Source organism: Paenibacillus glycanilyticus (assembly GCF_051200795.1).
GTDB classification, from domain to species: domain Bacteria; phylum Bacillota; class Bacilli; order Paenibacillales; family Paenibacillaceae; genus Pristimantibacillus; species Pristimantibacillus glycanilyticus.
This window is the reverse complement of the sequence record NZ_CP195155.1, coordinates 6,727,349-6,754,005: the sequence shown is the minus strand read 5'-3', so window position 1 is coordinate 6,754,005 and position 26,657 is coordinate 6,727,349. Positions and strand designations below refer to the sequence as shown.

The following is a 26,657-nucleotide window of genomic DNA, read 5'->3' as shown; positions in this document are numbered from 1 at the left end:
AGACGTCACTCCTTATCAAAAATCGCCGAATAGGCGCAATTAAGCCAAATCATGTCGAATGAATGGTGATTATTACGAAATACCCACAATATGAAGAATAATAGGAACATGAGTTATGAATAGGGGATGAGTTTGTTCACATTGTTATCCACAGGCTGTTGATAAAAGATGCTAAATCGATGAGGTATTCACACCGAAAACATATTAATCATAGCAAAAGATCCCTTGTATTTCAACGAATTGTGAGATTTTATCCACAAATTCAATAGCTTGTGCATAAAAGTTATCTACACCACTACATATTGTTAATATCTTGTTACCATTTCGACAAAGTTCGTCTAAAGTCCCGAAAATTTATGCACATGTTATTAGTTTTCCGACAAAGGTGCTCATTCCATACATTTATCCACAATATTTGGATGGCAGCGTTTTTAATTGACTTTTGCAGCCTGGCGTGGTTTAATAAAAAAAGCGTGTTTCAAAAATTAGCTGTTTATAGAGAACAAGCAGATCGGTGTTAAGCCGTACTGTTTTGAGTACTTGATATACGGGAGGTGCAGTTCAGATGAGACCTACATTTAAACCGAATGTAAGCAAACGCAGCAAAGTACATGGCTTCCGCAAACGGATGAGCTCGAAAAACGGACGTAAAGTTTTGGCAGCGCGTCGTCAAAAAGGCAGAAAAGTTCTTAGCGCATAAGCAAAAGACCACGTCGGGTGGTCTTTTTTTTTGCCCTGCGGGCGATACTGATAGGTAGGATCCGCAGGGCAAGCATACATAAAGGGTTATTAATATGAAGAAAGAACGGTGAGCCTGGTCGTGCAAAGAAAATTGCGTCTGCGTAACCGCGCCGACTTCAATCGGATCTATCGTTACGGCAAGTCGTTTGCCAATGGACAGTTTGTCGTGTATTGGTCGAGGCAGCCGGTAGCGGAGCCATTCCGGTTAGGCGTCTCCGCCAGCAAGAAAATCGGCAACGCGGTTGTGCGCAACCGGATGAGGAGAATTATTAAGGAAATCGTCCGTTTGAACGGAGACAAAATCGTGCCGAATACCGATTTTATATTAATAGTAAGAAAACCTGCGGTGGATATGGAGACGAAGCAGCTGGAGAAGAGCATTTTTCATGTGCTGAAGAAGGCCGGTTTGCTGAAGAAGGACGCGCGTTATTAGCAATAGTGGCCAGCATTTCCAAGTTGTTTCTTTGTCCTATTATTTATGGTATAGTTTAGTCAATAAAATAATGCTTAGTATGGAGTGTTCAGAGAGGAGATTTGGTGTTGGTTTTAAAAGGAAACCGCAAGTGGCTGCTCGTACTGGGTATGGTGCTGATGGTTGCTTTGCTATCGGGCTGCGCACCGCATAACGCAACGACGAGTACAGCGGATTTACAGCACGGCAACTTCTGGGAGAAGAATGTTGTTTATTACTTTGCCCTTACGCTTGATAAGTTCGCAGACTGGTTCAACGGTTCGTATGGACTAGCTATCCTGCTCATTACGATTATTGTAAGAACGGCAATTTTGCCATTAACGCTCAAGCAGTACCGCAGTTCAAAGGCGATGCAGGCGATTCAGCCGCAAATGGCCGAGATTAAGAAGAAGCATAAAGATAATCCGCAGAAACAGCAGGAAGAGACGATGAAGCTGTTCCAGGCGAACAAGGTCAATCCTATGGCCGGCTGTTTTCCGCTACTCGTTCAGATGCCTGTGTTTATGGCGCTTTATAATTCGATCTACTGGAATCCCGAGGTTCGTACGCATGAATTCCTGGGCTTGCAGCTTGGCGAGCCGGGACCTTGGTATTTCCTCCCGATCATCGCGGCAGCTACGACATTCGTTCAGTCGAAGATGATGCAGAAGCAGCAAACGCAAACGATGCCGGGCATGGGAGCTATGCTTATGATCTTCCCGGTCCTGATCTTCGTGATGGCCCTTAACTTCCCGTCGGCGCTTCCGCTGTACTGGATTTTTAGTAACATTTACACCATTATTCAAAACTACTTCCTGTACGTACGTTCATCAAACAAGGGTAAGGAGGCCCTCGCGAAATGAAGAAAATCGTAGCATCAGGAAAAACGATTGATGATGCTGTACGGAGCGGTTTAACACAATTAAATGTAGCCAAGGATCGCGTCAAAGTGCTCGTTATGGAGCAGCCTTCAAAAGGTCTGTTCGGACTCATTGGCGTAAAGGAAGCGAAGGTTGAACTGGAGCTTATACCCGATCCAACGATTGAAGCAGAGCAATTTCTTCGTGATGTGTCAGAGGCGATGGGACTTACAATCGCTATTGATCGGAAACAAACGAAAGAAGCGACTTATCTGTCCGTTTCGGGCGGAGGGGATATTGGCATGCTGATTGGCCGGCGCGGTCAAACGCTTGACGCGCTGCAGTACTTGGTTAACATTGTGGCAAATCGATACTCGGACAGCCATCTTCGGATCGTGCTTGATGCGGAGGATTTTCGCGAGCGTCGCCGCAAGACGCTGGAGGAATTATCGGAACGCCTTGCCGGCAGAGTTGTCCGCACGAAGAAAGAGGTCGTGCTGGAGCCGATGTCGTCGCATGAACGCAAAGTGATTCATTCCCAGCTTCAGAATCACCCTAGGGTAAAAACTTACAGCAAAGGCGATGAGCCAAATCGGCGAGTTGTTATTGCTTTAAAGGAAAAGCAGATGTAAAGTTAGATCCATACGTTATTCAATTCGCAGCAATGGCTCTCGTGGTCATTGCTGTTTTTCCATTTGAGAGGTGCATAAAAGCTGATGGTACATGATACTATTGCGGCAATTTCGACAGCAGTCGGAGAGGGCGGCATCGCCATTATTCGCGTCAGCGGTCCTGATGCGATTGAGGGAACCGCGAGGATTTTTCGATCAAGAACCGATTTGAGGGATGCGGCAACGCATACCCTGCATTACGGTCATATTATAGATCCGAAGAACGGGGAAGAAGTTGAAGAGGTTATTGTAACCGTCATGCGCGGTCCCCGTTCGTTCACGGCAGAGGATGTCGTCGAAATTAACGCCCATGGCGGCGTTGTGGCGGTAAAGAAGGTGCTCGACCAGGTGCTTCTGCAGGATGGTATGCGGCTTGCGGAGCCGGGCGAGTTTACGAAGAGAGCTTTTCTGAACGGCCGGATTGATCTGATGCAGGCGGAGGCCGTTATTGACCTGATCCGTTCGAAGTCTGACCGGGCATTCTCGGTTGCGCGCAAGCAGGCAGAGGGAATCTTGTCCAAGCGGATCAAAGCTCTTCGGCAGACAGTAATTGAGCTGCTAGCTCATATTGAAGTGAATATCGATTATCCCGAGCATGATGTCGAGGATCTGACCAGCAATTATATCCGCGAACAAAGCGGATCCGCGCTGGAGGAAATCGGCAAGCTGTTAAAAACGGCGAACGAAGGTAAAATATTGCGAGAGGGCATTATGACCGCTATTGTGGGACGCCCGAATGTAGGCAAGTCTTCTCTGCTTAATATGCTGGCACAGGAGAATAAAGCGATTGTAACGGATATTCCCGGTACAACGCGGGATGTTATCGAGGAGTATGTGACGCTTAATCATATTCCGCTTCGACTGCTCGACACGGCAGGCATTCGCGAAACAAGCGATGTCGTGGAACGGATTGGCGTAGAACGTTCCCACAATGCGCTGGAAGAAGCCGATTTGATCTTGTTTGTGCTTAACAATAACGAGCCTATGCATGAGGATGACCGTGCGCTCCTGGAGAAGGTGAAGGACCGCCAGCTTATTCTTATTATTAATAAATCGGACTTGGAATCAAAGCTCGAGATGGCCGAGATTGAGGCATTGGTTGACGAAGAGCGGATTGTCCGCATGTCGGTGCGCGAAGAGGAAGGACTGGATCGGCTGGAGAAAGCGATTAGCAAGCTGTTCTTTGAAGGTCAGCTTGATTCCGGAGATTTGACATATGTCAGCAACGTTCGGCATATTTCTTTGCTGAAGCGGGCGCAGCAGTCGCTTATTGATGCGATCGATGCGTCGAATACCGGCATTCCGATTGACTTAATCCAGATCGATGTGCGTTCCGCATGGGAATCGCTTGGCGAAATATTAGGCGATGAGGTTGGCGATTCGTTGATCGACCAGATCTTCTCGCAGTTCTGCTTAGGCAAATAAAGAAAAAAGATGACGACCGGCAGGGTGCGTATCCCGTGCGCGGCGTGATGAATTGGAGGGATAAAGAAAAATGACCTATGAAGCTGGGCAATATGAAGTAATCGTAATTGGAGCGGGTCATGCCGGAGCGGAAGCAGCGCTTGCTGCCGCTCGAATGGGCTGTGAAACGCTTTTGCTTACAATCAACCTAGACATGGTGGCTTTTATGCCATGCAATCCGTCAATCGGAGGACCTGCAAAAGGACATGTCGTCCGCGAGATTGATGCGTTAGGCGGGGAAATGGGCCGCAATATCGATAAAACGTTTATCCAAATGCGGATGCTGAACACAGGGAAAGGACCGGCTGTTCACGCGTTGCGCGCGCAGGCGGATAAATTCTCTTACCAGCATACGATGAAGAAAACAATCGAAGAGACGGATCATCTGACGCTTCGTCAAGGCATGGCGGAGGATCTGATTGTCGAAGACGGTAAAATTACCGGTATCGTCACCAAAACAGGCGCGATCTACCGGGCCAAAGCGGTTGTTATTACGACGGGCACCTACTTGCGCGGCAAAATCATTATGGGCGAGCTGATGTACGAGAGCGGCCCGAATAACCAGCAGCCATCGGTGAAGCTGTCTGCAAGCCTGAAGGAGCTTGGCTTTAAGCTCGCTCGCTTCAAGACAGGTACGCCGCCGCGCGTGCATAAGGATACGATTGATTTCTCGAAAACGGAAATTCAACCGGGCGATGATAATCCGAAGTTTTTCTCGTATGAAACGAAATCCTCCGACAATGAACAGCTGCCTTGCTGGCTGACGTATACATCGGAAGCAACGCATAAAATTATCAACGACAATTTGCACCGTGCCCCTATGTTCTCCGGAGCGATTGAAGGTACGGGTCCGCGTTATTGTCCTTCTATTGAAGATAAAATTGTCCGCTTCGCGGATAAACCGAAGCATCAAATCTTCCTGGAGCCGGAAGGCAAGCACACGTCGGAGTATTATGTGCAAGGACTTTCGACAAGCATGCCTGAGGATGTGCAGCTCGGCATCTTGAGATCTATTCCAGGTTTGGAAAATGTTGAGATGATGCGTAACGGCTATGCGATTGAATACGATGCGGTTGTTCCGACGCAGTTGTGGCCATCGCTGGAGACAAAGCTGGTTGACGGGTTATTCACAGCCGGACAAATCAACGGTACTTCCGGTTATGAAGAAGCAGCAGGTCAAGGCATTATCGCGGGTATTAACGCAGCGCGCAAAGTGCAAGGGAAAGAACCGGTTATTATCGACCGCTCGCAAGGATACATCGGCGTTATGATTGATGATCTGGTGACGAAAGGGACAAACGATCCTTATCGTCTTCTAACTTCCCGTGCCGAATACCGCTTGCTGCTTCGTCATGATAATGCGGATCTTCGCCTGACTCCAACCGGCTATGAGATTGGACTTATTTCGGAAGAACGTTATCAGGATTTCCTTCGCAAGAAAGAGCTTGTGGCTCAAGAAATCGAACGGCTTGGCACGGTGAAAATTAAGCCTGAGGTTGCTCAGCCGGTACTCGATGCCGCGAATTCGGCTCCTATTGCTTTTACAATGGATGCCTTGTCGCTGCTGCGCCGTCCGGAATTGTCTTATGCGCTGGTTGATCAGCTATCGCCTTCGGAGCTTCCGTTGACGGAAGAAATGAAGGAGCAGGTTGAAATTCAGATCAAGTATGCCGGATATATCGAGAAGCAGCTGCATCAGGTTGAGCGCTTGAGCAAGATGGAGAAAAAGAAAATTCCCGATGATATCGTGTACAGTGAAGTGCATGGCTTGGCGTCGGAAGCAAAACAAAAACTGGCGGACATCCGCCCGTTGTCGATCGGTCAGGCGTCGAGGATTGCAGGCGTTACTCCGGCAGACATTTCCATTTTGCTTGTTTATTTGGAACACTATAACCGGGTGACGGCAGCGAGAGGGCAATGATGACAGAAACGCATGTATGGTTTGAAAAGCTGCTGGGGGAGAATGGTATCGCGTTATCCCCGAAGCAGCTCGAACAATTTGATTCCTATCACCGCTTGCTAGTGGAATGGAATGAGAAAATGAATTTAACCGGCATTACCGAACGGGATGCCGTATTCGAGAAACATTTTTACGATTCGATTTCGTTATCGTTTTTCGTTGATATGAAAGAGATAAGCAGTATGGCCGATATCGGATCCGGAGCAGGCTTTCCGAGTATCCCGCTTAAAATTTGCTTCCCGCATTTGAAGGTTGTCATCGTGGATTCGCTTAATAAACGAATTCAATTCCTGAATCATTTGGTTCAAGAGCTTGGGCTCGACAATGTGAATTGCGTACATGGGCGGGCTGAAGATATTGCGAGAATGCCAGCGTATAGAGACTCCTTTGATCTCGTAACGGCAAGAGCAGTTGCACGTTTGAATGTTTTGAATGAATTTTGCCTGCCATTTACCCGCAAGAACGGAACCTTTGCCGCAATGAAAGGCTCGCAAAGCGTGGAAGAGGTGAAGGAGGCTGCTGCAAGTTTACGTGAGCTGAAAGCGAAGGTCCGTGCAGAGCATGCCTTCAAATTGCCTTTCGAACAGTCGGAACGCTACATCGTGCTTATCAATAAGACGGATGCTACGCCAAAAAAATATCCGCGCAAAGCAGGCACTCCGCTTAAACAGCCTCTTGTGTAATGACAAAACGAAACCTCCGTATGTTCCACGTGAAACATAAGGAGGTTTTTATTTGTGTCTATCCGAAATATTACGAAGATCAAGCAGGAAAAAACCGAATTGAAGTCGAAATAAAAGGGTAGAGAAAGAATCCCGTTCTTACAAGGTTTTACATAGGGTTTCTAACGCGACAGCAAGTCTATTAAACGAGGTTGTCTGAGAGAAGTAATATAGATAAAATGGTAGTAACGGGAATTTTACCGTTAATGCATAGCAGCACATCTTGGAAACCAACCACAATAACGGTAATGGTTTCTTGGTCGGGTGGTAGAGTAGATAATATGAAAGAATCATTTTCCCGTTTGTTCGGTCTAAGTGATCAGCGAAGCGGTCAAGAAGAGGTTCGGCAGATTCCTATTCAAGATATTGATACGAGTCCATTCCAGCCTCGGACAATCTTCGATGATGAACGTATCGATGAGTTGTGCCAAACGATCAAAACGCATGGCGTTATTCAACCCATTGTTGTTCGCGCTCGAAATGGCAGATATGAGATTATTGCAGGCGAACGTCGTTGGCGGGCGGTAACAAAGCTTGGATATGATACAATTCCGGCTATTATCCGCGAGTTTAACGATTCACAGACGGCCTCTATCGCATTGATCGAAAATTTGCAACGCGAGAATTTGACGGCGATTGAGGAAACGGTTGCCTACCAAAAGCTGATCGAGCTTCATGAGCTGACACAGGAGAGCCTTGCGCAGCGTTTAGGCAAGAGTCAGTCTACAATTGCAAACAAGCTGCGGTTGCTGGGATTAAATGACACTGTCAAAGAAGCCCTTGCTAGTCGTAAAATATCAGAGAGACATGCGAGAGCGTTGCTTTCTCTGGATACGGAAGAGCTTCAGAATCAGGTGCTCGAAGAGATCATTACGAAGGAATTAAACGTCAAACAGACGGAGAATCGTATTGCATCTCTGAAGGAAGAACCGAAGTCGAAGCAAACGAAGCGTTTTGCGATGCCGAAGAACACGCGTCTTGCTTTTAATACGATTCGTCAAGCTGTTCAGATGGTGTCCAGCACGGGGATGGAAATCAAAGCAGACGAAAAAGACCTTGGCGATTTTTATGAAATTACTATTCATATACCGAAAAATTAGCTTTGCGTAAGTCATCCATGATGAACGTAATAGTACTAATCCGGGCCGTCCTCTCCGAGGACGGCGAAACCGTTTATACCGATACGTTTCACCGTTAGATCATCAGGGGATTAAAAGTTTGGACACAGAGGTGAACAAGTTTGTCTAAAATCATTGCAATAGCCAATCAAAAGGGCGGTGTTGGTAAAACGACAACGTCTGTTAACTTAGGGGCTTGCCTGGCAACACTCGGTAGACGGGTGCTGCTTGTTGACATTGACCCTCAAGGGAACACGACAAGCGGAATTGGCATTAATAAAGCAGATGTAAATAATTGTATTTATGATGTGTTGATTAATGATGTGCATCCGAAGGATGCCATGTTTGAAACAAAGATTGATGGTCTGAAGATCATTCCTGCGACAATTCAGCTCGCAGGTGCCGAGATTGAAATGGTACCAACGATTTCGCGTGAGCTTCGTCTGAAAAAGGCTTTGTCCCTCGTTAAGGATCAATTCGATTATATTCTAATTGATTGCCCGCCGTCTCTTGGCCTGTTGACGATTAACTCGTTAACGGCGGCTGATTCGGTTATCATTCCAATTCAATGCGAATATTACGCGCTGGAAGGACTAAGCCAGCTCTTAAATACAGTAAGACTTGTTCAGAAGCATCTGAATACGGCTCTTCAAATTGAGGGTGTATTGCTGACCATGCTGGACGCTCGGACTAACCTGGGTATTCAGGTTATCGAAGAAGTGAAAAAGTATTTCCAGCAAAAAGTGTATCAAACTATCATTCCTCGTAATGTTCGCTTAAGTGAAGCGCCTTCTCACGGCGAGGCTATTATTACGTATGACCCAAGATCCAAAGGTGCTGAAGTATATCTTGAACTTGCTAAGGAAGTGATTATGTATGAGCAAGCGGCTAGGTAGAGGACTTGATGCGCTTATTCCATCGCTTTCGGTAAGCGAAGACGATAAAGTCATTGAAATTCAATTAACGCAATTGCGTCCGAACCCTTACCAACCACGCAAAACGTTTGATGATGAATCCATAAAGGAATTGGCAGAGTCGATCAAACAGCACGGTGTGATTCAGCCAATCATTGTACGGACGGTATTGAAGGGTTATGAGATTATCGCAGGGGAAAGACGGTTCCGTGCATCGCAGCTTTGCGGCAATGCAACGATCCCCGCAGTGGTGCGAGCATTTTCCGATCAACAGGTAATGGAAATTGCTTTGATTGAAAACCTGCAACGTGAAGATCTGAATGCGATTGAAACAGCCATGGCTTATCAAGGGTTAATGGATAAGTTCAAGCTGACCCAAGAAGAGCTGTCGATGAAGGTGGGGAAGTCCCGTTCCCATATCGCGAACTTCCTTCGTCTTCTTGCACTGCCTGCTGAGATCAAAGGCAATGTTTCACGTGGAACAATCTCGATGGGTCATGCTAGAGCATTAGTGGGAATCAAAGATGCAGTAGTCCAGAAGGACATGGCTGACCGGACTGTCAATCTTGGCTGGAGCGTGCGCGATCTAGAGGAAGCGATTCAGAAACTTGAAGTGAAGGAAACGGTAGAAGCGGCAAAAGCGAAAGCAAAGTCGAAGAAACGGGATCCGTATATCGAGAGTTTGGAAGAGTCGCTTAGAGACCGTTTTAAAACAACGGTTAAGATTAAGCAGCAAAAGGATAAAGGGAAAATCGAGCTGCAATACTACAATAAGCAGGATCTCGAGCGGCTGCTCGAACTGCTCCAGAATATGGCATGATTTAGGTTAATTTCTAGCATACCAAAGTTGTAATCTTTGTACCGAAAGATTAAACTAAGGTATGCTATTCTTATGTTCTGTTATGGTATTTAAAAGAGAAATTTGAGAGGGAAGAAAGAGAGAGGAGGATGGAACAAGGTGGAAGGGATTATCTATTTGGACCATGCTGCAACTTCGTGGCCAAAGCCACCGGCTGTACTAGAGGCGATGCAGCATGCCATGCTGCATGAAGCGGCAAATCCGGGACGAGGCAGTCATCGGATGGCTGTAAAGGCTAGCCGTGTCTTGTTTGATACGAGGAAGCAATTAGCAAAGCTGTTTCGGATTAAAAATCCGAATGATATAGCATTTGCCGCCAATACGACAGCCGCATTAAATATGGCAATCAAGGGCTGGGTGAAAAGCGGGGACCATGTGATTGCTACTTCCGTTGAGCATAATTCGGTAAGAAGGCCACTGGAGTATTTAAAGCATGCTCTGGGTATTCATGTTACGTATGTAGAGTCAGATGAGGCAGGCAGAATTCAGGTGGAACGGATTGCTTCGGCCATAACTGCGCAAACTTCATTAATTATAGTTAACCATAGCTCTAATCTGCTCGGCACTATTGCACCAATCGCTCAAATTGGCGAGCTGGCCCGAAAAAAGGGTATAAAGCTCCTTGTTGATGCAGCTCAAAGCGCCGGCATTCTTGAGATTGATGTGGAGGCGATGGGAATCGATATGATGGCCTTTCCTGGCCATAAAGGATTGCTTGGCCCACAAGGCACAGGAGGCCTGTACATCCATCCTAGCGTTGATCTCGTTCCTCAGCTGCATGGCGGAACAGGGAGTCAATCTGAGGCTCCTGAGCAGCCTAGCGTGCGTCCTGACCGGTATGAGGCAGGGACGCAAAATACACCCGGCCTCGCAGGTCTCAAGGCGGGTGTCGAATATGTTCTGCATGAGACGGTTCATAACATCCATACTAAGGAATGGGCATTAACCCAGCGGATAATGGACGGACTATTAGAGGTGGATGGGATTAAGGTTCTTGGGCCAAAGCTTGGCGAGCAAAGAACGGGGATAGTCGCATTCGTAGCCGACGGAATCGATCCGTCTGAAATGTCCTTTATACTTGATCAGCATTATCAAATTGCGGTTAGAGCGGGCTTTCATTGCACACCGCTGGCCCATGCCTGTGCAGGTACAACAGGAACAGGCGCAGTAAGAGCAAGCGTAGGTTGTTTTACAACAGAGCAAGAAGCGGATGCCCTTGTTGCAGCAGTGAAAGAAATACGGAAGCAATATTCTTAGCATAATTTTCTGGGGGCGGAAGTTCGAAATGGATGAGTGGACGAATAACCCGATGAATGGGGTTACGGTTGTACTGGCATTGTTGGTCATCGTGTTATTGATTAGAATTTCAATTGTTGGCAGAAGGCTGAAAAAGCTTAGAAAGCAGTATGTGGAAGTGATGGGCAACACGGGCATTACGAATCTGGAAGAAGTCATTATCGATTTGAAGCAGTCCATTACGGCGCAAGAGCTGCAAAGCGAGAAGCTCCTGAAGCAAATGGAACAGATGAAGGAAGTGCAGCAGCAGGAAAAAGGCCGCGTTGGTGTACTGCGCTACAATGCATTCGCCGATCAGGGTAGTGATCTCAGCTTCTCGATTGCTGTGGTAAATGCGGCGCAGGATGGGGTAGTGATCTCAGGGCTGCACAGCCGGGAGAATACTTACGTGTATGCCAAGCCGGTAAGCAAAGGCGAATCGAATTATACCCTTACTCCGGAAGAGCGCAAGGCAATAGCTGAAGCGAAGTAATTAATTAGAGCCCGGATGTTCCAGGGCGGCTGCCTGTTCTCTGGAGCGTGCAGAGACATGGATGCTGTTCATGATGGAGGAGAATACGCTGGAAGCTATTATGTCGGCCATTTTCATGACCAGATGTAAACGCGTGTTCTGCAGGACAAAATACTCCATAAATCCGCCCACGTTAACGATGCCTGTAATATGGATGTCGCCAACAGGAGGGAGCTCCTTGTTTACGCCGGCGCCAGGTCTTACGGGGCCTGTGCCTACTTGAATCGAGCCGATGCTGGATACTTGCCCAAGGCAGGCGTCAATGCCTATAACAAACGGTTTTTGATAAGTGCGATTGATCTGATGGAGTGTCTCTTCGAGGTTCATGGCATGTACGGGCTCTTCTAAGGTGCCGTATAGGGAGAAGTAGGGGCTCTGATACTTGGAAAGGGTCGTGCCGATCAGTGGGCCAAGAGAATCGCCGGTAGAACGGTCTGTTCCAACGCACACGATTACGATAGGCCGCCCGGCCGACATCTCGTCGATCATAAGAGATAGCCGGTTGACGATTTGACCAACAGCATTCGCTTCCGTGTAAGGAACCTTTAACGGTATATCCTTCATAAAAGATAGTTTCATAGAATCCCCTCCATAAATGCCAATATGATACTAGTATATGGATAGGACAACCATTTTATACGTCGCGAAGCCAATAGTTTCGTTCTATGAGGTGAGGGAGAGGAGAAATCGCGATGTTAATCGCCTTTGATTCGACACAGCAAGCGCTGCGCGCGGAGATGCTGCTGGAATACGCGGAGGTCGAAATCGATATATGCCCAACTCCGAAAGAGATTACGGCCGGCTGCGCGTTATCGATTCATTTTCCGGGAGAAGAGCTGGAAACAGTCAAGCATGTTATCGAAACGGAGAATGTAGAAATAAGAGGAGTTTTCAAACCGATTCAGGACGGGTATGAACAAGTTGACCTGTAGGATGTGCAAGGATGGTGGTGCGGTAAAATGGATATTCAAGCCTACTATAAAGATGTTGCGGCATGGATGACAAGCGAGACAACATGGGAAGGTTTTGGACAATCGGTCTTGCGCATTGCGCTTATAATCATCATTGGACAGGTTATTATCTGGACTGCGAACAAAACGATTGACCGGGTCGTATTAAATCGCTCGGAGAGCCGGATGGTCCTTCAAACCAGAAGAATGACGACCGTAGGCAAGCTGGTCAAAAACATGATCTCCTATGCGGGATATTTCATTATCGGCATGCTTGTGCTTGACGAGTTTGGCGTACAGTTGGCGCCGCTGCTCGCGGGGGCAGGTGTCATTGGACTGGCTATCGGATTTGGTGCCCAAAGTCTAGTGAAAGATATTATTACGGGTTTCTTTATTATATTTGAAGATCAGTTCGCGGTTGGCGATGTCATTCAGACGGGCAATTTCAAAGGAACGGTCGAGGTTATTGGACTTCGGGCAACACGGATTCTTAGCTGGACGGGAGAAGTTCATATTATTCCGAACGGCATGATCAATGAGGTTACGAATTTCTCGATGCATAATTCAATTGCGTTTATTGATGTATCGATCGGTTATGAGGAGGACGCGGAGAAAGCGATTGTGATAATCCGCAGAGAACTGGAACGGTTTGAAAATGACAATCTCGTTAAGCCTCCGGAGGTGCTGGGTATCCAGACCATGCTTTCAACCGAGGTTAAGGTACGCATAACGGCAGAATGTCTTCCTAATACGCAAGCTGTTGTAGCAAGGGCATTAAATGCTTATATCAAGAAAGTGCTGGACGGCCACGGAATTGACATTCCGTATCCGCGAATGGTAACGTATCATCGCAATGAAAGGGGCGGCGATCCGAATGGAGCGTAAACAATTCGAGCTGGGCGATATCGTTCAAATGAAGAAGCAGCATCCCTGCGGATCCAATGAAATGGAAATTATCCGCATGGGGATGGATATCCGTATCAAATGCGTTGGCTGCAAGCATAGCGTTCTGATTCCGAGAGCAAAGTTCGAGAAAAATATGAAGAAAGTGCTGCGTTCCGCAGCGGATTCCGGGCAAAACGAACAGGCTTAATATTTTTTGAAAAAACAGTTGCATTGGGACAAGGCCTGTGATAATATAGTTTTTGCTTGACACAAACGGAGAGGTACCCAAGAGGCCCAAGGGGGCTGACTCGAAATCAGCTAGGCGTGTCAAAGCGTGCGTGGGTTCGAATCCCACCCTCTCCGCCATATTCGTCCATAACGCTTAGGCGGTTACATAAAGAAGAAAGCTCCTACGAGATCACGTAGGGGCTTTTTTTATCTTCGGGAGAAGCAGGTGAATGGAATGAGTTTGTATGATATTACAATTGTCGGAGCAGGTGTCAGCGGCATATTCGCCGCCCATGAATTAGCGGCAAGCGGGCTTAAGGTGCTTATGCTGGATAAAGGCAAGAAGCTTGGCGAACGAAGCGATAGTTATATCGGTTTTGGCGGACTTGGCTTGTCGGAGGGGAAATATAACTATACGAATGATTTCGGCGGAGAGCTGGAGCGGAAGACCGGGTACGAAGCTGCGCTGCGGTTGATGGATGACGTGGATACGATCCTGTGCAAGTACGGAGCAGGTGCATCGGAGCTGTACAGCACCTATGATCCGGAACTGTCTGAGCGGGCACTGAAAGCTGGCTTTGGCGTGCTGACGACCAAAACCCGGCATCTGGGAACAAAATTGTCTAGGTCAGTTCTAGAGCACATGTACGAATACTTGGATTCACGAATCGCGATGAGATTTGAGGCAGAGCCTATTCGAATCCATCCGAAGGAAGGACGCTTTGCCATAGAACTGGCTGATGGAACAGTTATTGATTCCGGGCAAGTAATTGTGGCAACCGGCAGGAGCGGGAATGAATGGTTTACCAATCAATGCGAGAGTCTTGGAATTGGCAGGGGAGAAGCAAGGGTTGATCTGGGGCTTCGAATCGAGATGAAGGGCAACCAGCTGGCTTCGATTCTTCAGCGTTCCTTCGAGACCAAGCTTAGCTTCGAAAGAGAGGGCTGCACAGCTACGACTTATTGCATGAATCCGCAGGGAAGGGTTGTGCTCAAGCTTCAGGAAGGACTGGCAATGCCGGACGGACAAAACTTCCGTGAGAAGGAGGAGGGCAGCTCCAACCTGAACTTTACCCTGTTTGTGCCGAACCGATTTGCTACGCTTGAAGAAGCAGATGCTTATTTAAAAAATATCGTCGGCGGGATTAACCGGGGACAGAATCGGATTGCAGCTCAAAGGCTTGGTTCGCTCCGTAGAGGGCCGCAGTACCAGACCTCCGAAGGCCAAGCTGCCGTCAGAAGCGTTATGCCGACGCTGGAGGCTGAGTTTGCGGAGCTGAGGGAAGAGTTGCCGGAACGGTATATAGAGGCTACTCTGGCGTTTCTGGACGCGTTGGAGAAGCTCTTGAGGGCACCCATTGATGAAGATACCATTTTGTACGCCATTGACGGGAAGCTGTATTCACCGGCAATCGAGACAAACGATAAGTTCGAGACGAATATTAAAGGCTTTTATGTTATCGGAGACTGTTCGGGGACAACGCATTCCTTATCCCAGGCAGCGGCAAGCGGCATTTATGTGGGCCGGCTGCTGGCCGGTCGAGATGCTTGAGAGAATTCATGCTTGTCATTGCCGAAACGGAAAAAAGGGACTCTCGCGAGTCCCTTTTTCGACGGTGTTGTAAGTTTCGATGAATTATCGCCTTCATACAACGGAAAACCAGGTGCAATCTTCACAGATCGGTACACAATTCCATTAGGTATCGCTTTTCCGATCGCGATTGCTCGTGTGTTACAGCAACGTGTATTTAGCACAACGCCTCGCTTCTCAAGTGATGAGTAGTCAAATTCTCTAGTAGTCCTTGCCCCTATTCAGGTCCAATGGAACCACACCTCTCTTCACCGTCGATAATTATGATGTCCGTACCGTAAAGAACTTATTCAAGGCAGATTGAAAATTAATTGTGGCCCATCCTTTTCCATCTACGCTCATGATTAGAGGTCTCCGGAAATTTATCTCCGCGTTTAAGGCGTACCTTTTGCGGATTGGTGATACCCATATGGAAAGAATTATCGCCAGTTTCAATATAGACGCCATCGTTAGGCGCGCTGTCGCCAGGGGAAAACAATGTCCATTCGCCCATACTTGCTCACCTCCTTGTCCGATTTGTAGTATTCACCGGAGAAGGTGCGGACATGAAAGGCAGAAATCGGGAACGGCGGATGACTTGTCAATGAGTAGGCGATTTGCTATACTGTGTAGATGCGAGTAATAATCTCGCTCCTTGCCCTTTCGGGGGCCGCTTAGTCCAAAAGGAGGTGAAACACAATGCGCAAATATGAAGTGATGTACATCATTCGTCCGGACGTTGAGCAAGAAAACGTTCAAGCCATCGTCGACAAATTCAGTGGCATCATTAACAATGGCGGGGAAGTCACGAAGCAAGATGTGATCGGTAAACGCCGTCTTGCGTATGAGATCAATAAGATTCGTGATGGTTACTACGTTCTGGTTCATTTCAACGCGAACAACGAAGTTGTTAATGAGCTTGACCGCATCATGAAAATTACGGATGAAGTTATCCGTTTCTTGATCGTCAGAGACGTTGCTTAATCCACGCTAGATGTTCGATTGGGAGGTCCAGAGGCGATGTTGAATCGTGTAATACTAATTGGCAGATTAACAAGAGACCCCGAATTGCGTTATACGCCTGCGGGTGTAGCAGTTACGCAATTTACGATAGCAGTAGACCGGCCGTTTACGAGCGGTCAGGGCGAGCGCGAAGCGGATTTCATTCCGGTCGTAACTTGGCGGCAGTTGGCTGAGACATGCGCTAATTACTTGCGTAAAGGTCGCTTAACCGCGGTAGAAGGACGCATTCAGGTGCGTAACTACGAGAACAACGAAGGTAAACGCGTCTATGTGACGGAAGTTATTGCCGATAACGTTCGCTTCTTGGAATCTAACCGTGAAGGCGGAGCTCCGCAAGAGAGTGGCGGTTATGCCGGAGGCAATAACAACAGCGGCGGAGGATCTTTTGGCGGCGGCGGTAACGCTCCTTATGGTGGCGGTAACGGCGGCGGCGGAAAGCCTAGTACTCCACGCAACAACAACAGCCGTGATCCGTTCTCGGATGACGGTCGACCGATCGATATATCAGAAGATGACTTGCCATTTTAATCGAAAGGATGGGTTCGAATGAGCTTCAAGCAAAGAGAAGGCGGAGACGGAGAGCGTCCAGAACGCAAATTCGGCGGCCGCAAAGGCGGACGCAACAAACGCCGTAAAGTATGTTTCTTCACTGTGAACAAAATCACTCACATTGACTATAAAGATACTGATCTGCTCAAAAAGTTCATCAGCGAGCGCGGCAAAATCTTGCCACGTCGTGTAACTGGAACTAGCGCGAAATACCAACGTCTGCTGACGGTTGCTATCAAGCGTGCTCGTACTGTGGCTTTGCTGCCGTACACAACTGAGTAGTTCTTTTGGAAGAAAGCCCATTGGGAAACCAATGGGCTTTTTTTCTTTTATTTTATAAAATAGGAATTGATCATTTGGCGGAAGAGGAATACAATAAGATATAGTTCGTGCATACAAGTCGGCGATGATGTTGGGTCTTCATTGTGAATAATTTCACTTTAAATGACAGATGTGGAATAACGGCTTATGCAAGTAAATCAATTGATCGATTACAGATGGAAAGAGGGATGCATTCGTATGTCTGAAACCGTAACGAAATTACCTGAAGAATCCGGTTCCGTACGTGAACTGGACGTGCTTGAGCAACTGTTGAAGCCAGAAATTCAGCAATCGCTGACTCAATTGGTGGAAAACCTGCCTAAACTGGCAGAACTGGTGACCCTGCTTACTAAAGCTTATGATGTGGCTACTACCGTAGCTAACGACAAAGTTCTTGTGAACGATATGGTTCATGGCTTTGGCGAATTCGTTAAACCAATCGTAGACACGACTAAAGGCATCGCTAACGCAGCTGTTGAAGCTGGCGACCGCGCGCAAGCCGACAACTCTACAATTGGTCTCTTTGGCATTCTGAAAATGCTGAAGGATCCGCAAGTACAAGCAACGCTTCGTTTCGCCCAATCGTTCCTGAACGTATTGGCTGAGCGTAAAAACGGTTAATCATACAAGAGCGGAGGGTAAACATGGCTAAGCAAATTTTAATTCTTGGCGGCGGTTACGGCGGTCTTCTTAGCGCACTGACAGCTCGCAAATATATTTCGGCTGAAGAAGCTGAAATTACACTGATCAACAAAACTCCTTACCACCAAATCATTACCGAGCTTCACCGTCTGGCTGTTAGCGGCGTAAACGAAGGAAACGTAGCTCTTCCTTTGGATAAACTGCTGAAAGGCAAATCGATCAAACTGGTTATCGACACTGTAGATAACATTGATCCGGAGAAAAAACAAGTGAAGCTGGCTGGCAACGGCACAGTTAGATACGACCAGCTGGTTGTCGCTCTCGGCGGCGAAACAGCATTCTTCGGCATTCCTGGTCTGGAAGAAAACAGCCTGACGCTGAAATCGGTTGAAGAAGCGAAAGCGGTTAGCGCGCATATCCAAAACCGCATTGCAGCTTACGCGCAATCGAAAAACAAAGCAGACGCAACAATCGTTGTTGGCGGCGGCGGCCTGACAGGCATCGAGCTGATCGGCGAGATCGTTGATATGCTTCCAAAATGGTGTGAACAGTACGGCGTTGACAAGAGCGAAATCTCCCTGTACAACATCGAAGCTGGTCCAACTATTCTGATGGGCTTCCCGGCTGACCTTCTTGAGCGCGCGAAATCCAGCCTGACAAACCGTGGCGTTAACCTGATCATGGGCGTAGCGGTAACCGAGGTTCAAGGTAACAAAGTTATGCTGAAAGACGGCAGCTCCATCGAAACGAATACTTTCGTATGGACAGGCGGCGTTACAGGCAACCCTGTAGTAGCTAACTGTGGCATCGAAGTAAACCGTGGCCGCGCTTCGGTAACGGAATTCCTGCAATCGACATCCCACTCGGATATCTTCCTGGCCGGCGACAACGCGTTCGTTATGGGTCCAGAAGGCCGTCCGTACCCGCCAAGCGCGCAAATCGCATGGCAAATGGGCGAGTGCATCGGTTACAACCTGTTCGCGCAAGCGAAAGGTATCCCGATGAAATCGTTCCAATTCGTTAACTCCGGCGTACTTGCGAGCCTTGGCCGCAAAGATGCAATCGGTACAATCGGTGCAAGCCAGCTGAAGCTGAGAGGTACAGCGGCTACACTGATGAAAGAGGCAAGTAACGTTCGTTACCTGACTCACGTTAACGGTCTGTTCTCGTTCTTGAAATAGTTTTATTAAACAGCGAAACCGTTACTCGGTTCGCCCGTATGAATAAGAAAATATGCATGATCTGGAGGAGCCTGCCACTGCGGGCTCCTTCTGTCTATTTCCGGGAGTCTGCATAGGAGCAGGCTCCTTTTGTTATGCTGAAAAGAAGGAGGAAGGAGCGGAAATGGAGTTCATTCTATATTTGGCTATTATTATCGTATCAACCAAGCTGGCTGGCGCGTTATCGGTCAGGCTGGGACAGCCGGCCGTGTTAGGAAAGCTGATTGCGGGCATTCTCATCGGACCGGCTGTGTTGGGATGGGTGAAGCCGGATGATTTTATCGGACATTTCTCGGAAATCGGCGTACTGCTGCTTATGTTCATTGCGGGACTCGAAACGGATCTTGATCAGCTGAGAAGGAATTGGAAGCCATCCTTTGCCGTAGCGGTTGGAGGCATCCTATTGCCCTTTGTTGGAGGATACGGGATTGCGGCAGCGTTTGGACTATCAAGCAACGAGGCGCTGTTTCTGGGGCTGCTCTTATGCGCGACCTCGGTAAGTATATCGGTGCAGACGTTGAAGGAGATGGATAAGCTGCAGTCGAGGGAAGGGACGACCATTCTGGGCGCTGCAGTGGTGGATGATGTGCTTGTTGTCATTCTGCTGGCGGTCATGATGAGTTTCCTAATACCGGCTAATGATGTATCGCTGGGGCTCTTGATTGGCAAGAAGGTACTATTCTTTGTCGTTATCGGGCTAGTGGGCTGGCTGCTTGTGCCGCGATTCCTGAAATGGTTTGCGCCGCTGAAGGTAACGGAAACGGCCATGAGCGCCGCATTGATCATCTGCTTTGCCTTCTCCTATTTCGCGGAAGAGATGGGGATTGCAGGCATTATCGGGGCATTTGCCGCCGGTATTGCCGTATCACAAACGCCATTCAAGCATCAGGTGGAGTCCAAGGTAGAGCCGATTGCCTATACGTTATTCGTGCCAGTCTTTTTCGTAAGCATCGGGCTGCACATAACCTTTGACGGCGTAGGGGAGCAGCTGCTCTTCATCGTGCTTGTAACGATTGTTGCGGCCGTTACAAAGCTGCTCGGAGGCGGTCTAGGCGCCAGGCTTACGGGATTTAATAACCGGTCTTCCATTGCGATTGGAGCGGGAATGGTATCGCGGGGCGAGGTGGCGTTAATTATAGCGGCATCGGGATTGGAGTCCGGATTATTGCCGGAGGAATATTTTACGTCGGTTATCCTGGTCGTTATTCTGACGACGCTTATTACGCCGCCGCTCCTCAAGCAGGTATTTAAAGAAAGGCAGACGGCATAACGGATAAAAAGAAAAGGGCAGCCTTCGCGGGCTGCCCTTTGTTCATCGTATAATTTACGCCGTTTCCACTTCGGCTTCATGAGTACTCTCGTCAGCTTCTTCTTCGATAATAAGTTCGACTTTCTTAATCCGGTGCTTGCCAACCTCACGGATGATAAAACGAAGGTTCTCGTAGTGCATTTCCTTGCCCGGCTTCGGATCGGTAAACTCCGTGAACAGCCAGCCGCCGACCGTGTCGACATCTTCCTGATCGATGGCAACGCCGGTTATTTCCGATACATGGTCAAGCGAGACTTTACCGTCCAGCAGGTAGCAGTTATCCGCAAGCTTCTCGATTTCTTTCCGTTCATCGGTATCGAATTCATCCCGAATCTCGCCGACGATTTCTTCCAGAATATCTTCGATGGTAATCATACCGGAAGTACCGCCGTATTCGTCCATCAGAATCGCGATATGAACGCGTTCCTGCTGCATGCGCTTCAGGAGCGTCTTAACCGGCAAAACCTCGGAAACGGCCAGGACCGGATGAACCAGCTTCTGAAAATTGAATTCTTTGTTTTCCTGGAATTCAAGGAACAGCTGCTTCGTGTTGATCATGCCAACGATGTTGTCTTTGCTGCCCGTTGCAACCGGGAAGCGGGTGTACTGTTCTTTGCGGATGATGTCCATATTCTCCATCATCGAATTATTCGTATATAAGCAAATCATATCGGTACGCGGAACCATGATTTCTTTGGCGAGCATTTCGTCAAAGGCGAAGATCCGGCTCACGTAACCGTATTCGGTGTTATTGATTTTACCGCTTTGGAAGCTGTCGTTCAGAATGATCTGAATTTCTTCTTCGCTATGCGCTTCTTCATGCTCTTTTACAGCCTTCAGTCCGAACATGCGGATCAGGCCTGTTGCGGAACCATTCAGCACCCAGATGAACGGGTACATGATCTTGTGGAAGTAGATAATCGGTTTGGCTACGGCAAAGCTGATAAATTCGGCTTTTTGGATGGCCCATGTCTTCGGTGCAAGTTCACCCATGACCACATGCAGGAATGTAACGGCAACGAATGCTATAACAAAGGAAATAATATGATTCAAATCGCTGTTTACGCCCAATTTCTCGAATAACGGATGGATAATTCGTTCAACGGTCGGTTCGCCTAACCAACCAAGTCCGAGGGCGGTAATCGTAATACCGAGCTGACAAGCCGAAAGATAAGCATCAAGGTTGCTTGTCACGCGTTGTACGGCAAGCGCGTTTTTCTTGCCTTCGAGCACCAGCTGATCCACTCGGCTTGCGCGAAGGCGGATAATTGCGAACTCCGTAGCAACGAAGAAGGCGGTCAATACAATTAATACAGCAATCATAAACAAATTAAATCCTATACTACTGTCCATTTGGGTTCTTCACAATCCTTTATCAAATATTATAAGTTCCTATGATCTACTATAACGAACTTCAGCTAGCAGATGCAAACTTGCTATTTTACTTTACGGGCGCAATACCATCCATTATGACGAAAAATTCGGAGCTAACATTACAATTTTGGCAAATACCTCGTCTTTACAAGGCTCTGTACAGGGGCGTATGATAAGTTCAGATGAGCTTGTAATCATCAAGCCAATCCCTTTATGTCATAAGGAGGTAAGCGATATGGAAGCTTTTACGCTTACCCGCAAAGAGATGGCGGATTTGCTGCTTGCGATGCAAGGCCAAAATTGCTGTGGTCCCCTACAGGTTCTGCAGCAGGCTTGGAAACAATCGCACCGTGATGCTTATGAATCCGGATCGTCGCTGCCGGCTTTCCTATCGACGGCGCTTCCGCCTGTCCTGGTGAAGCTGATTAAAGGACGCGAGGTAAAAGGATTCTCTTTGCAGGAGATATCCGCGTTAGGCGGATTGATAAATTTTTCGCAAATGTCGATTACATCGATGCAAAACTGGGTAAAGAGAGATTTCAAGGCTTATTTCGACTGTCCGAAAATCGGCAAGAAATATTCTCTGAATCAGACAGCGCTCTTGTTTATTATCGAAGATCTGAAATCCAGTCTCGATTTTGGTTCCATAAGGAAGCTGTTCGACCGGCTGTTCAATAAACCGGAAGACGAAACAGACGACTTGATTGGTCCACTCGAGCTGTATGCGGCTTATACTTCCATGTATGAAGAGCTTGCCGCGAGCGGCTACCGGCTGTTCGATATGGCTCGTCCATATACGGATGCGAAGGATAGAGAGGCAATTATGGAGCAGATGCTTCACAGCGCTTCGGAGCCGTTCCTGCAAATATTGCCGCGGCTAAGCGAGGAGCAGACGGAGGCATTGCGCCATATTTTGTTCATCGCCGTCATCTCGATCCGTACTTCTTATTTTCATTCGCTCGCCAAACGGTACTGTCATGCCACCTTGTTCCTGAATTCTTAAACGGTTCATACACATAGGCAGGTGATTTAAAAAGGCAGCAACGAAAGCCTTGCGCTCCCGTACTGCCTCAGCTAATCAGAATTTATGTGATTGCTGTTCCGCCCAGTCGCCGATGTACGGCAGCTTGAAGCGCTTGCCCTGCAGGGCAAGCAGCATCAGGGCTATCCATAGAATAAAGCCAAGAGGTGTCAGAACCAGACCAAGAAGCCAGCCGATAACGGGAATGAAACCAAGCACGATATTGAGTACAATGAATACAACGGAAATCGCGATAGACTGAAGGGCATGAAATTTTACGAACCGGCTCTGTTTCTCCACGACCAGGAATATAATACCGGTGATAAAGCCCAGGAAATAAGCAAGCAGTCCTGCCACTTTGGGGTCTATACCTGTTGAGGAACGATCAGGCTCGAAGGAAGCGCTGGACATGAACGGATCTCATCCTTTCTATAATCGACTCTCTCGAGAAGATTGTATTCATGTCCGAAAAGTTATATGTCATTACGTATGTTATAGTGAAGCCACTAGGAAAGATTGGAGTTGAATGACGGATGAATATTGCGTTTTTCCTGCTGCCCAAGCAGGAGGTTATTACGGTAACGCAAGATGCAACGCTCAGGCAAACCCTCGAGAAGATGGAGCATCACCGCTACTCTGCGGTCCCGATTATTAATGAGGAAGGCGGCTATGCGGGGACGGTAACGGAAGGCGACCTTCTCTGGTACATGAAGAACACGCCGGGCATAAGCTTTGAGAACGCCAATAAGGTGAAGCTGCAGGATGTGCCGCTCCGCATGATGAACCGCTCGGTTCGGATTGATGCGGATATGAAGGATTTGATTGCCCTTGCGAAGGTTCAGAACTTTGTCCCCGTAGTGGACGACCGCGGCCATTTCATTGGCATCGTCCGCAGAAGCGAAATCATCGATTACTGCCAGTCCTTTATTCCGGGTTCGCCGTCGGTTGCGATGGAGGCCTGACCGGTTTCAATTGGCCATTATGAACGAAGAGCATTCAGCATCTCCAAAAAGCATGGCTTGCGCAGCTATATTTTCAGATAGGGTAGGAGAAAATAGGCCAAGCGAGCATGACTTCAGGAGGGGCTTCATGAATAGGAATGAGCACCAAAAAGACGGAGGCCGCAAACGGTACCGTCTTTTTGTTTTATTAATTGCGTTGGTTATAGGGGGAACGGGAATGTTGAGCAGCGGCAGGGCATCCGGAGCGGCAGCATCGGAGACGGTCTACGATACGGTTATTGCCGGCGGCAGAGTTATGAATCCCGAAACCGGGCTGGATAAGAAGGGCTGGAATGTCGGCGTAAACGGCAGCCGTATTGCAATTGTTACATCTAAGCCTTTAAAGGGTAAGCATGTCATAAATGCAGCCGGTCTTATCGTGGCGCCGGGATTTATCGACAACCTGTCCTACAATCCGAACCCGCTGGGGGTCTGGAACAAGATCGCAGACGGGGTCACGACCAATATTGCCATGCACGGTGGAACCTCCACGCCTAAAGAGTGGTATAACTATTATGCAAAAAGCACGACGCCGGTTCATTTCGGAGCCTCGTTCTTCTACACGGAAGCCCGCAACCGATACGGGCTCAGCCGTTATGACAGCGCCCGGCCGGAACAGATCGCGGAGATGGTCAAGCAGGCGGAGCAGGCACTCAATAACGGAGCGCTCGGCATTTCCTTCAGCCTTGAATACGTGCCGGGTATAACGGCAGCCGAGATTGTGCCGATGATGCAGCTTGCCTATGATTACAACGTGCCTGTTTACTTCCATGCCCGTTATTCCGATATGGAGGAGCCGGGCACCAATATGGATGCCCTTAACGAGCTGATCGGTTATGCCCGGAGAACGGGGGCAGCCGTCCATATTGATCATATCAACAGCACGGGGGGCACTTTCTCGATGAAAAGGTCGCTCTCCCTTCTGGAGGCTGTCCGCAAACAAGGACTCGATATTACCGCCTGCGTCTATCCCTACGATTATTGGGGGACCTTCCTGAACTCGACAAGGTTCGATGAGGGCTGGCAATCGAGATTCCGGATTACGTTCCGTGACTTGCAGATTGCGGGAACCAATCACCGCCTGACCGAGGAGACGTTCGGCCGGTACCGCGCGGAAGGCAAACTGGCGGTAGCCTACGCTATCCCCGAACAGGATGTCGTAAAGGCGCTCAAGGCGCCTTACGTGATGATTGGGAGCGACGCGATCCTGGAGCCCGGCCACAATAATCATCCGCGTGCTTCCGGAACATTCGCCAGAACGATCGGAAGGTATGTCCGGGAGAAGCATACCCTTTCTCTAATGGATGCTCTCGCGAAGATGAGTCTTATGCCAGCTCAGAGGCTGGAAAAGCAAGCCCCTGCGCTGCGCAAGAAAGGCAGGCTAGCCAAAGGAATGGATGCGGATATCGTCATCTTCGATTACAAGACGATTAAAGACCGCTCAACGGTTGAGCATCCGGAGCAACTATCCGCTGGAATCCGTTATGTGCTTGTTGGAGGCCGTCTCGTTCTCGATAACGGCAAGCTGAATAAGGATATCCAGGCCGGTCAGCCTGTTCGCAGCGAGTTCGTCAGGGTGAAGAGCAGAGCAGGCTTGCTGAGCTGGGGAGCACTTCAATATGCCGTGATCGATTATAAAGGCATGCCGTACGTGGATGTCCGTTCGCTTGAGCAGCAGGGCTACAGGCTGGTATGGGATAAAGCGGCCCATAAAGTTATAGCCAAGCGTAGCAATAGTCAGGCGCCTCCCGTGATTAGCGGCGCCGAGCTTGCTCCCTCGGAAGGAATGCTCATGCTGGAGCGGGGATATCGGCTGGAGGCAGGAGACGTAAAGGCGAATTTGATCTCGATCGGAACCCGGACGTTTATGCCATTATCCTTGCTGGACAAGCTGGGGCTTGAAGTAACCGCGGCGGGCGCTGCGTCATGGAAGGCAAGTTGAGCCCGCCGGCGCTTGATCGCAACAGACGGGCGGCAAGCGCTAAAGGATGTGCGTGATCTATTTTGCTTTTATGATATAATGGAGTTTGAATGTTTGTTTACTGATTATGTGCGCAAGAGGTGAACGGCTTGAAAGGTAAGCCCGGTATGAAAGCAGTTCTATGGAGCGGTGCGTCTCTGCTTCTAATTTTGTCATTGGCAGTACCCGTGTTTAATATGCTGACCATTATGCTGCTAATGGTGCCTTACGTCATTTTGTATACGACGCTGTCGACCAGGTCCTTTTTACTGCATCTTGTACCGGTATGGATCATCGCGGCCGTTATTCTTGGGCCGTCGGTTCTTATTATCGCGTTATTCTTCTTGATCCCCGCTATGGTGATGGGGCAGATGTACCGGAAGAAGGCGTCAGCACCGTTAATATTAAGGCGGACGACGCTGACGATTCTATTCTGTCTGCTGGCGGAGCTGCTTATTTTCGAAGGGGTTCTGAAACAATCGTTTATTGATCAGATCGGTGAGTTTGTCCGCAGCTTGGTGGCTGACCTCGACTCGGAGCATGTGCTTCCGAAGGAGTGGAACAGCGACTATACGGAATCCATCATCAAGATTATGATCCAATCGATTCCGCAGGCGATCATTCTGATTTCCTTCGTGTATGCGGTCATAACGCAATATTTCGCACGCAAGGCGCTGGCAACATCCATCGAGGATATTCCTACCATGCCTAAGGCAAAAGACTGGATGCTTCCGCGCATTATGGTCTTTTACTACCTGGTCGTCTATATCCTGCAGATGTTTGCGGACAGCACCAGCAGTTCCTTCTATTCCGTAGCGCTTATGAATGTGGTGCCGCTTATGCGGTATGCGTTCACGATTCAAGCGATCGGATTCTTCTTCTACATCGCGCATCAGCGGAGATGGAATAAGGCGGTCCCTGTTATTATCGCAATTCCGCTTCTTATCTTCCCGCCGCTAAGCTTGATTGGCGTACTTGATGCCGCTTTTCCGATCCGTAAGTCGTTTTCGAAATCATCATAAGCAATAGGAGCGAAT

Annotated in this window: 30 protein-coding genes and 1 tRNA gene; 27 read left to right on the top strand and 4 right to left on the bottom strand. The window is 48.4% G+C overall.

Annotated features, from left to right (window positions below; all coding sequences use genetic code 11):
- The first annotated feature begins 565 nt into the window (after positions 1-565).
- From rpmH to ACR9FF_RS30510, 12 genes are all read left to right on the top strand, one after another.
- On the top strand, positions 566-700 hold the full coding sequence (gene rpmH / locus ACR9FF_RS30565; RefSeq protein ID WP_015847830.1) for a 50S ribosomal protein L34: 135 nt from the start codon (positions 566-568) through the stop codon (positions 698-700).
- A 120-nt stretch (positions 701-820) separates the two neighbouring features.
- Entirely contained in the window at positions 821-1,174 is a 354-nt protein-coding gene (rnpA, locus tag ACR9FF_RS30560; protein WP_435168122.1) for a ribonuclease P protein component, read from the top strand.
- A gap of 104 nt (positions 1,175-1,278) precedes the next feature.
- Positions 1,279-2,055: a YidC/Oxa1 family membrane protein insertase gene (locus ACR9FF_RS30555; RefSeq protein WP_435168120.1), complete on the top strand. Its 777-nt coding sequence runs from the start codon at positions 1,279-1,281 to the stop codon at positions 2,053-2,055.
- Positions 2,052-2,684, top strand: a complete 633-nt coding sequence (jag, locus tag ACR9FF_RS30550) for an RNA-binding cell elongation regulator Jag/EloR (protein WP_116394492.1) — start codon at positions 2,052-2,054, stop codon at positions 2,682-2,684. Before ACR9FF_RS30555 ends, jag begins: the two co-directional genes overlap by 4 nt.
- An 84-nt stretch (positions 2,685-2,768) precedes the next feature.
- Positions 2,769-4,148: a tRNA uridine-5-carboxymethylaminomethyl(34) synthesis GTPase MnmE gene (gene mnmE, locus ACR9FF_RS30545; protein WP_435168118.1), complete on the top strand. Its 1,380-nt coding sequence runs from the start codon at positions 2,769-2,771 to the stop codon at positions 4,146-4,148.
- Between the two features lie 70 nt (positions 4,149-4,218).
- The gene (mnmG, locus tag ACR9FF_RS30540) at positions 4,219-6,108 is read left to right on the top strand and encodes a tRNA uridine-5-carboxymethylaminomethyl(34) synthesis enzyme MnmG (RefSeq protein WP_127496865.1); all 1,890 of its coding nucleotides are present in this window, start codon (positions 4,219-4,221) and stop codon (positions 6,106-6,108) included.
- The gene (gene rsmG, locus ACR9FF_RS30535; protein ID WP_435172257.1) at positions 6,108-6,830 is read left to right on the top strand and encodes a 16S rRNA (guanine(527)-N(7))-methyltransferase RsmG; all 723 of its coding nucleotides are present in this window, start codon (positions 6,108-6,110) and stop codon (positions 6,828-6,830) included. Before mnmG ends, rsmG begins: the two co-directional genes overlap by 1 nt.
- A gap of 320 nt (positions 6,831-7,150) precedes the next feature.
- The gene (gene noc / locus ACR9FF_RS30530; protein ID WP_435172255.1) at positions 7,151-7,969 is read left to right on the top strand and encodes a nucleoid occlusion protein; all 819 of its coding nucleotides are present in this window, start codon (positions 7,151-7,153) and stop codon (positions 7,967-7,969) included.
- A gap of 140 nt (positions 7,970-8,109) precedes the next feature.
- Positions 8,110-8,883 (top strand): ParA family protein, encoded by a 774-nt coding sequence (locus ACR9FF_RS30525; protein WP_015847822.1) that lies wholly within the window; start codon positions 8,110-8,112, stop codon positions 8,881-8,883.
- Positions 8,864-9,721 (top strand): ParB/RepB/Spo0J family partition protein, encoded by an 858-nt coding sequence (locus ACR9FF_RS30520; protein ID WP_435168115.1) that lies wholly within the window; start codon positions 8,864-8,866, stop codon positions 9,719-9,721. The genes ACR9FF_RS30525 and ACR9FF_RS30520 overlap by 20 nt, the downstream gene beginning before the upstream one ends.
- Positions 9,722-9,859: 138 nt before the next feature.
- Positions 9,860-11,017: an aminotransferase class V-fold PLP-dependent enzyme gene (locus ACR9FF_RS30515; protein WP_317978994.1), complete on the top strand. Its 1,158-nt coding sequence runs from the start codon at positions 9,860-9,862 to the stop codon at positions 11,015-11,017.
- Positions 11,018-11,045: 28 nt separating this feature from the next.
- Positions 11,046-11,528 carry a DUF4446 family protein gene (locus ACR9FF_RS30510; RefSeq protein WP_116394499.1) on the top strand — a complete coding sequence of 161 codons (483 nt, stop codon included), beginning with the start codon at positions 11,046-11,048 and terminating at the stop codon, positions 11,526-11,528.
- Here ACR9FF_RS30510 and yyaC read toward each other — a convergent pair whose 3' ends face one another.
- Positions 11,529-12,146, bottom strand: a complete 618-nt coding sequence (gene yyaC, locus ACR9FF_RS30505) for a spore protease YyaC (protein WP_435168111.1) — start codon at positions 12,144-12,146, stop codon at positions 11,529-11,531.
- A gap of 113 nt (positions 12,147-12,259) precedes the next feature.
- On the opposite strand from yyaC, the gene ACR9FF_RS30500 reads away from it, so the two are divergent.
- The 5 genes from ACR9FF_RS30500 (at position 12,260) to ACR9FF_RS30480 (ending at position 15,182) form a co-directional block, all read left to right on the top strand.
- Positions 12,260-12,499: a DUF3343 domain-containing protein gene (locus ACR9FF_RS30500; RefSeq protein ID WP_116394501.1), complete on the top strand. Its 240-nt coding sequence runs from the start codon at positions 12,260-12,262 to the stop codon at positions 12,497-12,499.
- Between the two features lie 27 nt (positions 12,500-12,526).
- On the top strand, positions 12,527-13,402 hold the full coding sequence (locus ACR9FF_RS30495) for a mechanosensitive ion channel family protein (protein ID WP_236013261.1): 876 nt from the start codon (positions 12,527-12,529) through the stop codon (positions 13,400-13,402).
- On the top strand, positions 13,392-13,610 hold the full coding sequence (locus tag ACR9FF_RS30490; RefSeq protein WP_116394502.1) for a DUF951 domain-containing protein: 219 nt from the start codon (positions 13,392-13,394) through the stop codon (positions 13,608-13,610). Before ACR9FF_RS30495 ends, ACR9FF_RS30490 begins: the two co-directional genes overlap by 11 nt.
- Before the next feature lie 67 nt (positions 13,611-13,677).
- Positions 13,678-13,768, top strand: a tRNA-Ser gene (locus ACR9FF_RS30485).
- A gap of 103 nt (positions 13,769-13,871) precedes the next feature.
- Positions 13,872-15,182: an NAD(P)/FAD-dependent oxidoreductase gene (locus ACR9FF_RS30480; protein WP_435172253.1), complete on the top strand. Its 1,311-nt coding sequence runs from the start codon at positions 13,872-13,874 to the stop codon at positions 15,180-15,182.
- Positions 15,183-15,528: 346 nt separating this feature from the next.
- Here ACR9FF_RS30480 and ACR9FF_RS30475 read toward each other — a convergent pair whose 3' ends face one another.
- A complete protein-coding gene (locus tag ACR9FF_RS30475; RefSeq protein WP_201003127.1) occupies positions 15,529-15,714 on the bottom strand; it encodes a YjzC family protein in 186 nt (61 codons plus the stop codon).
- Between the two features lie 185 nt (positions 15,715-15,899).
- Between ACR9FF_RS30475 and rpsF the strand changes: the two genes are divergently transcribed.
- The 6 genes from rpsF to ACR9FF_RS30445 all read left to right on the top strand — a co-directional run bounded on the left by rpsF (position 15,900) and on the right by ACR9FF_RS30445 (position 20,225).
- On the top strand, positions 15,900-16,184 hold the full coding sequence (gene rpsF, locus ACR9FF_RS30470; protein WP_091189332.1) for a 30S ribosomal protein S6: 285 nt from the start codon (positions 15,900-15,902) through the stop codon (positions 16,182-16,184).
- A gap of 36 nt (positions 16,185-16,220) precedes the next feature.
- On the top strand, positions 16,221-16,751 hold the full coding sequence (gene ssb / locus ACR9FF_RS30465; RefSeq protein ID WP_317978993.1) for a single-stranded DNA-binding protein: 531 nt from the start codon (positions 16,221-16,223) through the stop codon (positions 16,749-16,751).
- An 18-nt stretch (positions 16,752-16,769) separates the two neighbouring features.
- Positions 16,770-17,054 carry a 30S ribosomal protein S18 gene (gene rpsR, locus ACR9FF_RS30460; RefSeq protein ID WP_015847810.1) on the top strand — a complete coding sequence of 95 codons (285 nt, stop codon included), beginning with the start codon at positions 16,770-16,772 and terminating at the stop codon, positions 17,052-17,054.
- Between the two features lie 237 nt (positions 17,055-17,291).
- Positions 17,292-17,714, top strand: coding sequence for a DUF1641 domain-containing protein (locus ACR9FF_RS30455; protein WP_116394506.1), 423 nt, complete (start codon positions 17,292-17,294; stop codon positions 17,712-17,714).
- Between the two features lie 23 nt (positions 17,715-17,737).
- Complete coding sequence (locus tag ACR9FF_RS30450) at positions 17,738-18,916, top strand: NAD(P)/FAD-dependent oxidoreductase (protein WP_435168103.1); 1,179 nt, start codon at positions 17,738-17,740, stop codon at positions 18,914-18,916.
- Between the two features lie 163 nt (positions 18,917-19,079).
- Positions 19,080-20,225, top strand: coding sequence for a cation:proton antiporter (locus ACR9FF_RS30445; protein WP_435168100.1), 1,146 nt, complete (start codon positions 19,080-19,082; stop codon positions 20,223-20,225).
- A 54-nt stretch (positions 20,226-20,279) separates the two neighbouring features.
- Here the strand turns inward: ACR9FF_RS30445 and ACR9FF_RS30440 are convergent, their stop codons facing one another.
- Positions 20,280-21,587, bottom strand: coding sequence for a hemolysin family protein (locus tag ACR9FF_RS30440; RefSeq protein ID WP_236013260.1), 1,308 nt, complete (start codon positions 21,585-21,587; stop codon positions 20,280-20,282).
- A gap of 286 nt (positions 21,588-21,873) precedes the next feature.
- Between ACR9FF_RS30440 and ACR9FF_RS30435 the strand changes: the two genes are divergently transcribed.
- Complete coding sequence (locus ACR9FF_RS30435; RefSeq protein WP_435168096.1) at positions 21,874-22,641, top strand: DUF1836 domain-containing protein; 768 nt, start codon at positions 21,874-21,876, stop codon at positions 22,639-22,641.
- A gap of 75 nt (positions 22,642-22,716) precedes the next feature.
- Here ACR9FF_RS30435 and ACR9FF_RS30430 read toward each other — a convergent pair whose 3' ends face one another.
- Positions 22,717-23,070, bottom strand: a complete 354-nt coding sequence (locus ACR9FF_RS30430; protein WP_116394511.1) for a DUF4870 domain-containing protein — start codon at positions 23,068-23,070, stop codon at positions 22,717-22,719.
- A 122-nt stretch (positions 23,071-23,192) separates the two neighbouring features.
- Here ACR9FF_RS30430 and ACR9FF_RS30425 point away from each other — a divergent pair, with 122 nt between their 5' ends.
- The 3 genes from ACR9FF_RS30425 to ACR9FF_RS30415 all read left to right on the top strand — a co-directional run bounded on the left by ACR9FF_RS30425 (position 23,193) and on the right by ACR9FF_RS30415 (position 26,642).
- On the top strand, positions 23,193-23,621 hold the full coding sequence (locus tag ACR9FF_RS30425; protein WP_116394512.1) for a CBS domain-containing protein: 429 nt from the start codon (positions 23,193-23,195) through the stop codon (positions 23,619-23,621).
- A gap of 127 nt (positions 23,622-23,748) precedes the next feature.
- Positions 23,749-25,602, top strand: coding sequence for an amidohydrolase family protein (locus ACR9FF_RS30420; protein ID WP_435168092.1), 1,854 nt, complete (start codon positions 23,749-23,751; stop codon positions 25,600-25,602).
- Between the two features lie 146 nt (positions 25,603-25,748).
- Positions 25,749-26,642: a DUF2232 domain-containing protein gene (locus ACR9FF_RS30415; RefSeq protein ID WP_435168089.1), complete on the top strand. Its 894-nt coding sequence runs from the start codon at positions 25,749-25,751 to the stop codon at positions 26,640-26,642.
- Positions 26,643-26,657: the final 15 nt, after the last annotated feature.

Excerpts from the sequence above, each read along its gene's own strand:
- rpmH (WP_015847830.1), top strand. The coding sequence starts at position 566 with ATGAGACCTACATTTAAACCGAATGTAAGCAAACGCAGCAAAGTACAT.
- jag (WP_116394492.1), top strand. The coding sequence starts at position 2,052 with ATGAAGAAAATCGTAGCATCAGGAAAAACGATTGATGATGCTGTACGG.
- mnmE (WP_435168118.1), top strand. The coding sequence starts at position 2,769 with ATGGTACATGATACTATTGCGGCAATTTCGACAGCAGTCGGAGAGGGC.
- mnmG (WP_127496865.1), top strand. The coding sequence starts at position 4,219 with ATGACCTATGAAGCTGGGCAATATGAAGTAATCGTAATTGGAGCGGGT.
- rsmG (WP_435172257.1), top strand. The coding sequence starts at position 6,108 with ATGACAGAAACGCATGTATGGTTTGAAAAGCTGCTGGGGGAGAATGGT.
- noc (WP_435172255.1), top strand. The coding sequence starts at position 7,151 with ATGAAAGAATCATTTTCCCGTTTGTTCGGTCTAAGTGATCAGCGAAGC.
- ACR9FF_RS30520 (WP_435168115.1), top strand. The coding sequence starts at position 8,864 with ATGAGCAAGCGGCTAGGTAGAGGACTTGATGCGCTTATTCCATCGCTT.
- ACR9FF_RS30510 (WP_116394499.1), top strand. The coding sequence starts at position 11,046 with ATGGATGAGTGGACGAATAACCCGATGAATGGGGTTACGGTTGTACTG.
- yyaC (WP_435168111.1), bottom strand. The coding sequence starts at position 12,146 with ATGAAACTATCTTTTATGAAGGATATACCGTTAAAGGTTCCTTACACG.
- ACR9FF_RS30500 (WP_116394501.1), top strand. The coding sequence starts at position 12,260 with ATGTTAATCGCCTTTGATTCGACACAGCAAGCGCTGCGCGCGGAGATG.
- ACR9FF_RS30495 (WP_236013261.1), top strand. The coding sequence starts at position 12,527 with ATGGATATTCAAGCCTACTATAAAGATGTTGCGGCATGGATGACAAGC.
- ACR9FF_RS30490 (WP_116394502.1), top strand. The coding sequence starts at position 13,392 with ATGGAGCGTAAACAATTCGAGCTGGGCGATATCGTTCAAATGAAGAAG.
- ACR9FF_RS30475 (WP_201003127.1), bottom strand. The coding sequence starts at position 15,714 with ATGGGCGAATGGACATTGTTTTCCCCTGGCGACAGCGCGCCTAACGAT.
- rpsF (WP_091189332.1), top strand. The coding sequence starts at position 15,900 with ATGCGCAAATATGAAGTGATGTACATCATTCGTCCGGACGTTGAGCAA.
- ssb (WP_317978993.1), top strand. The coding sequence starts at position 16,221 with ATGTTGAATCGTGTAATACTAATTGGCAGATTAACAAGAGACCCCGAA.
- rpsR (WP_015847810.1), top strand. The coding sequence starts at position 16,770 with ATGAGCTTCAAGCAAAGAGAAGGCGGAGACGGAGAGCGTCCAGAACGC.
- ACR9FF_RS30455 (WP_116394506.1), top strand. The coding sequence starts at position 17,292 with ATGTCTGAAACCGTAACGAAATTACCTGAAGAATCCGGTTCCGTACGT.
- ACR9FF_RS30450 (WP_435168103.1), top strand. The coding sequence starts at position 17,738 with ATGGCTAAGCAAATTTTAATTCTTGGCGGCGGTTACGGCGGTCTTCTT.
- ACR9FF_RS30445 (WP_435168100.1), top strand. The coding sequence starts at position 19,080 with ATGGAGTTCATTCTATATTTGGCTATTATTATCGTATCAACCAAGCTG.
- ACR9FF_RS30440 (WP_236013260.1), bottom strand. The coding sequence starts at position 21,587 with ATGATTGCTGTATTAATTGTATTGACCGCCTTCTTCGTTGCTACGGAG.
- ACR9FF_RS30435 (WP_435168096.1), top strand. The coding sequence starts at position 21,874 with ATGGAAGCTTTTACGCTTACCCGCAAAGAGATGGCGGATTTGCTGCTT.
- ACR9FF_RS30430 (WP_116394511.1), bottom strand. The coding sequence starts at position 23,070 with ATGTCCAGCGCTTCCTTCGAGCCTGATCGTTCCTCAACAGGTATAGAC.
- ACR9FF_RS30425 (WP_116394512.1), top strand. The coding sequence starts at position 23,193 with ATGAATATTGCGTTTTTCCTGCTGCCCAAGCAGGAGGTTATTACGGTA.
- ACR9FF_RS30420 (WP_435168092.1), top strand. The coding sequence starts at position 23,749 with ATGAATAGGAATGAGCACCAAAAAGACGGAGGCCGCAAACGGTACCGT.
- ACR9FF_RS30415 (WP_435168089.1), top strand. The coding sequence starts at position 25,749 with ATGAAAGCAGTTCTATGGAGCGGTGCGTCTCTGCTTCTAATTTTGTCA.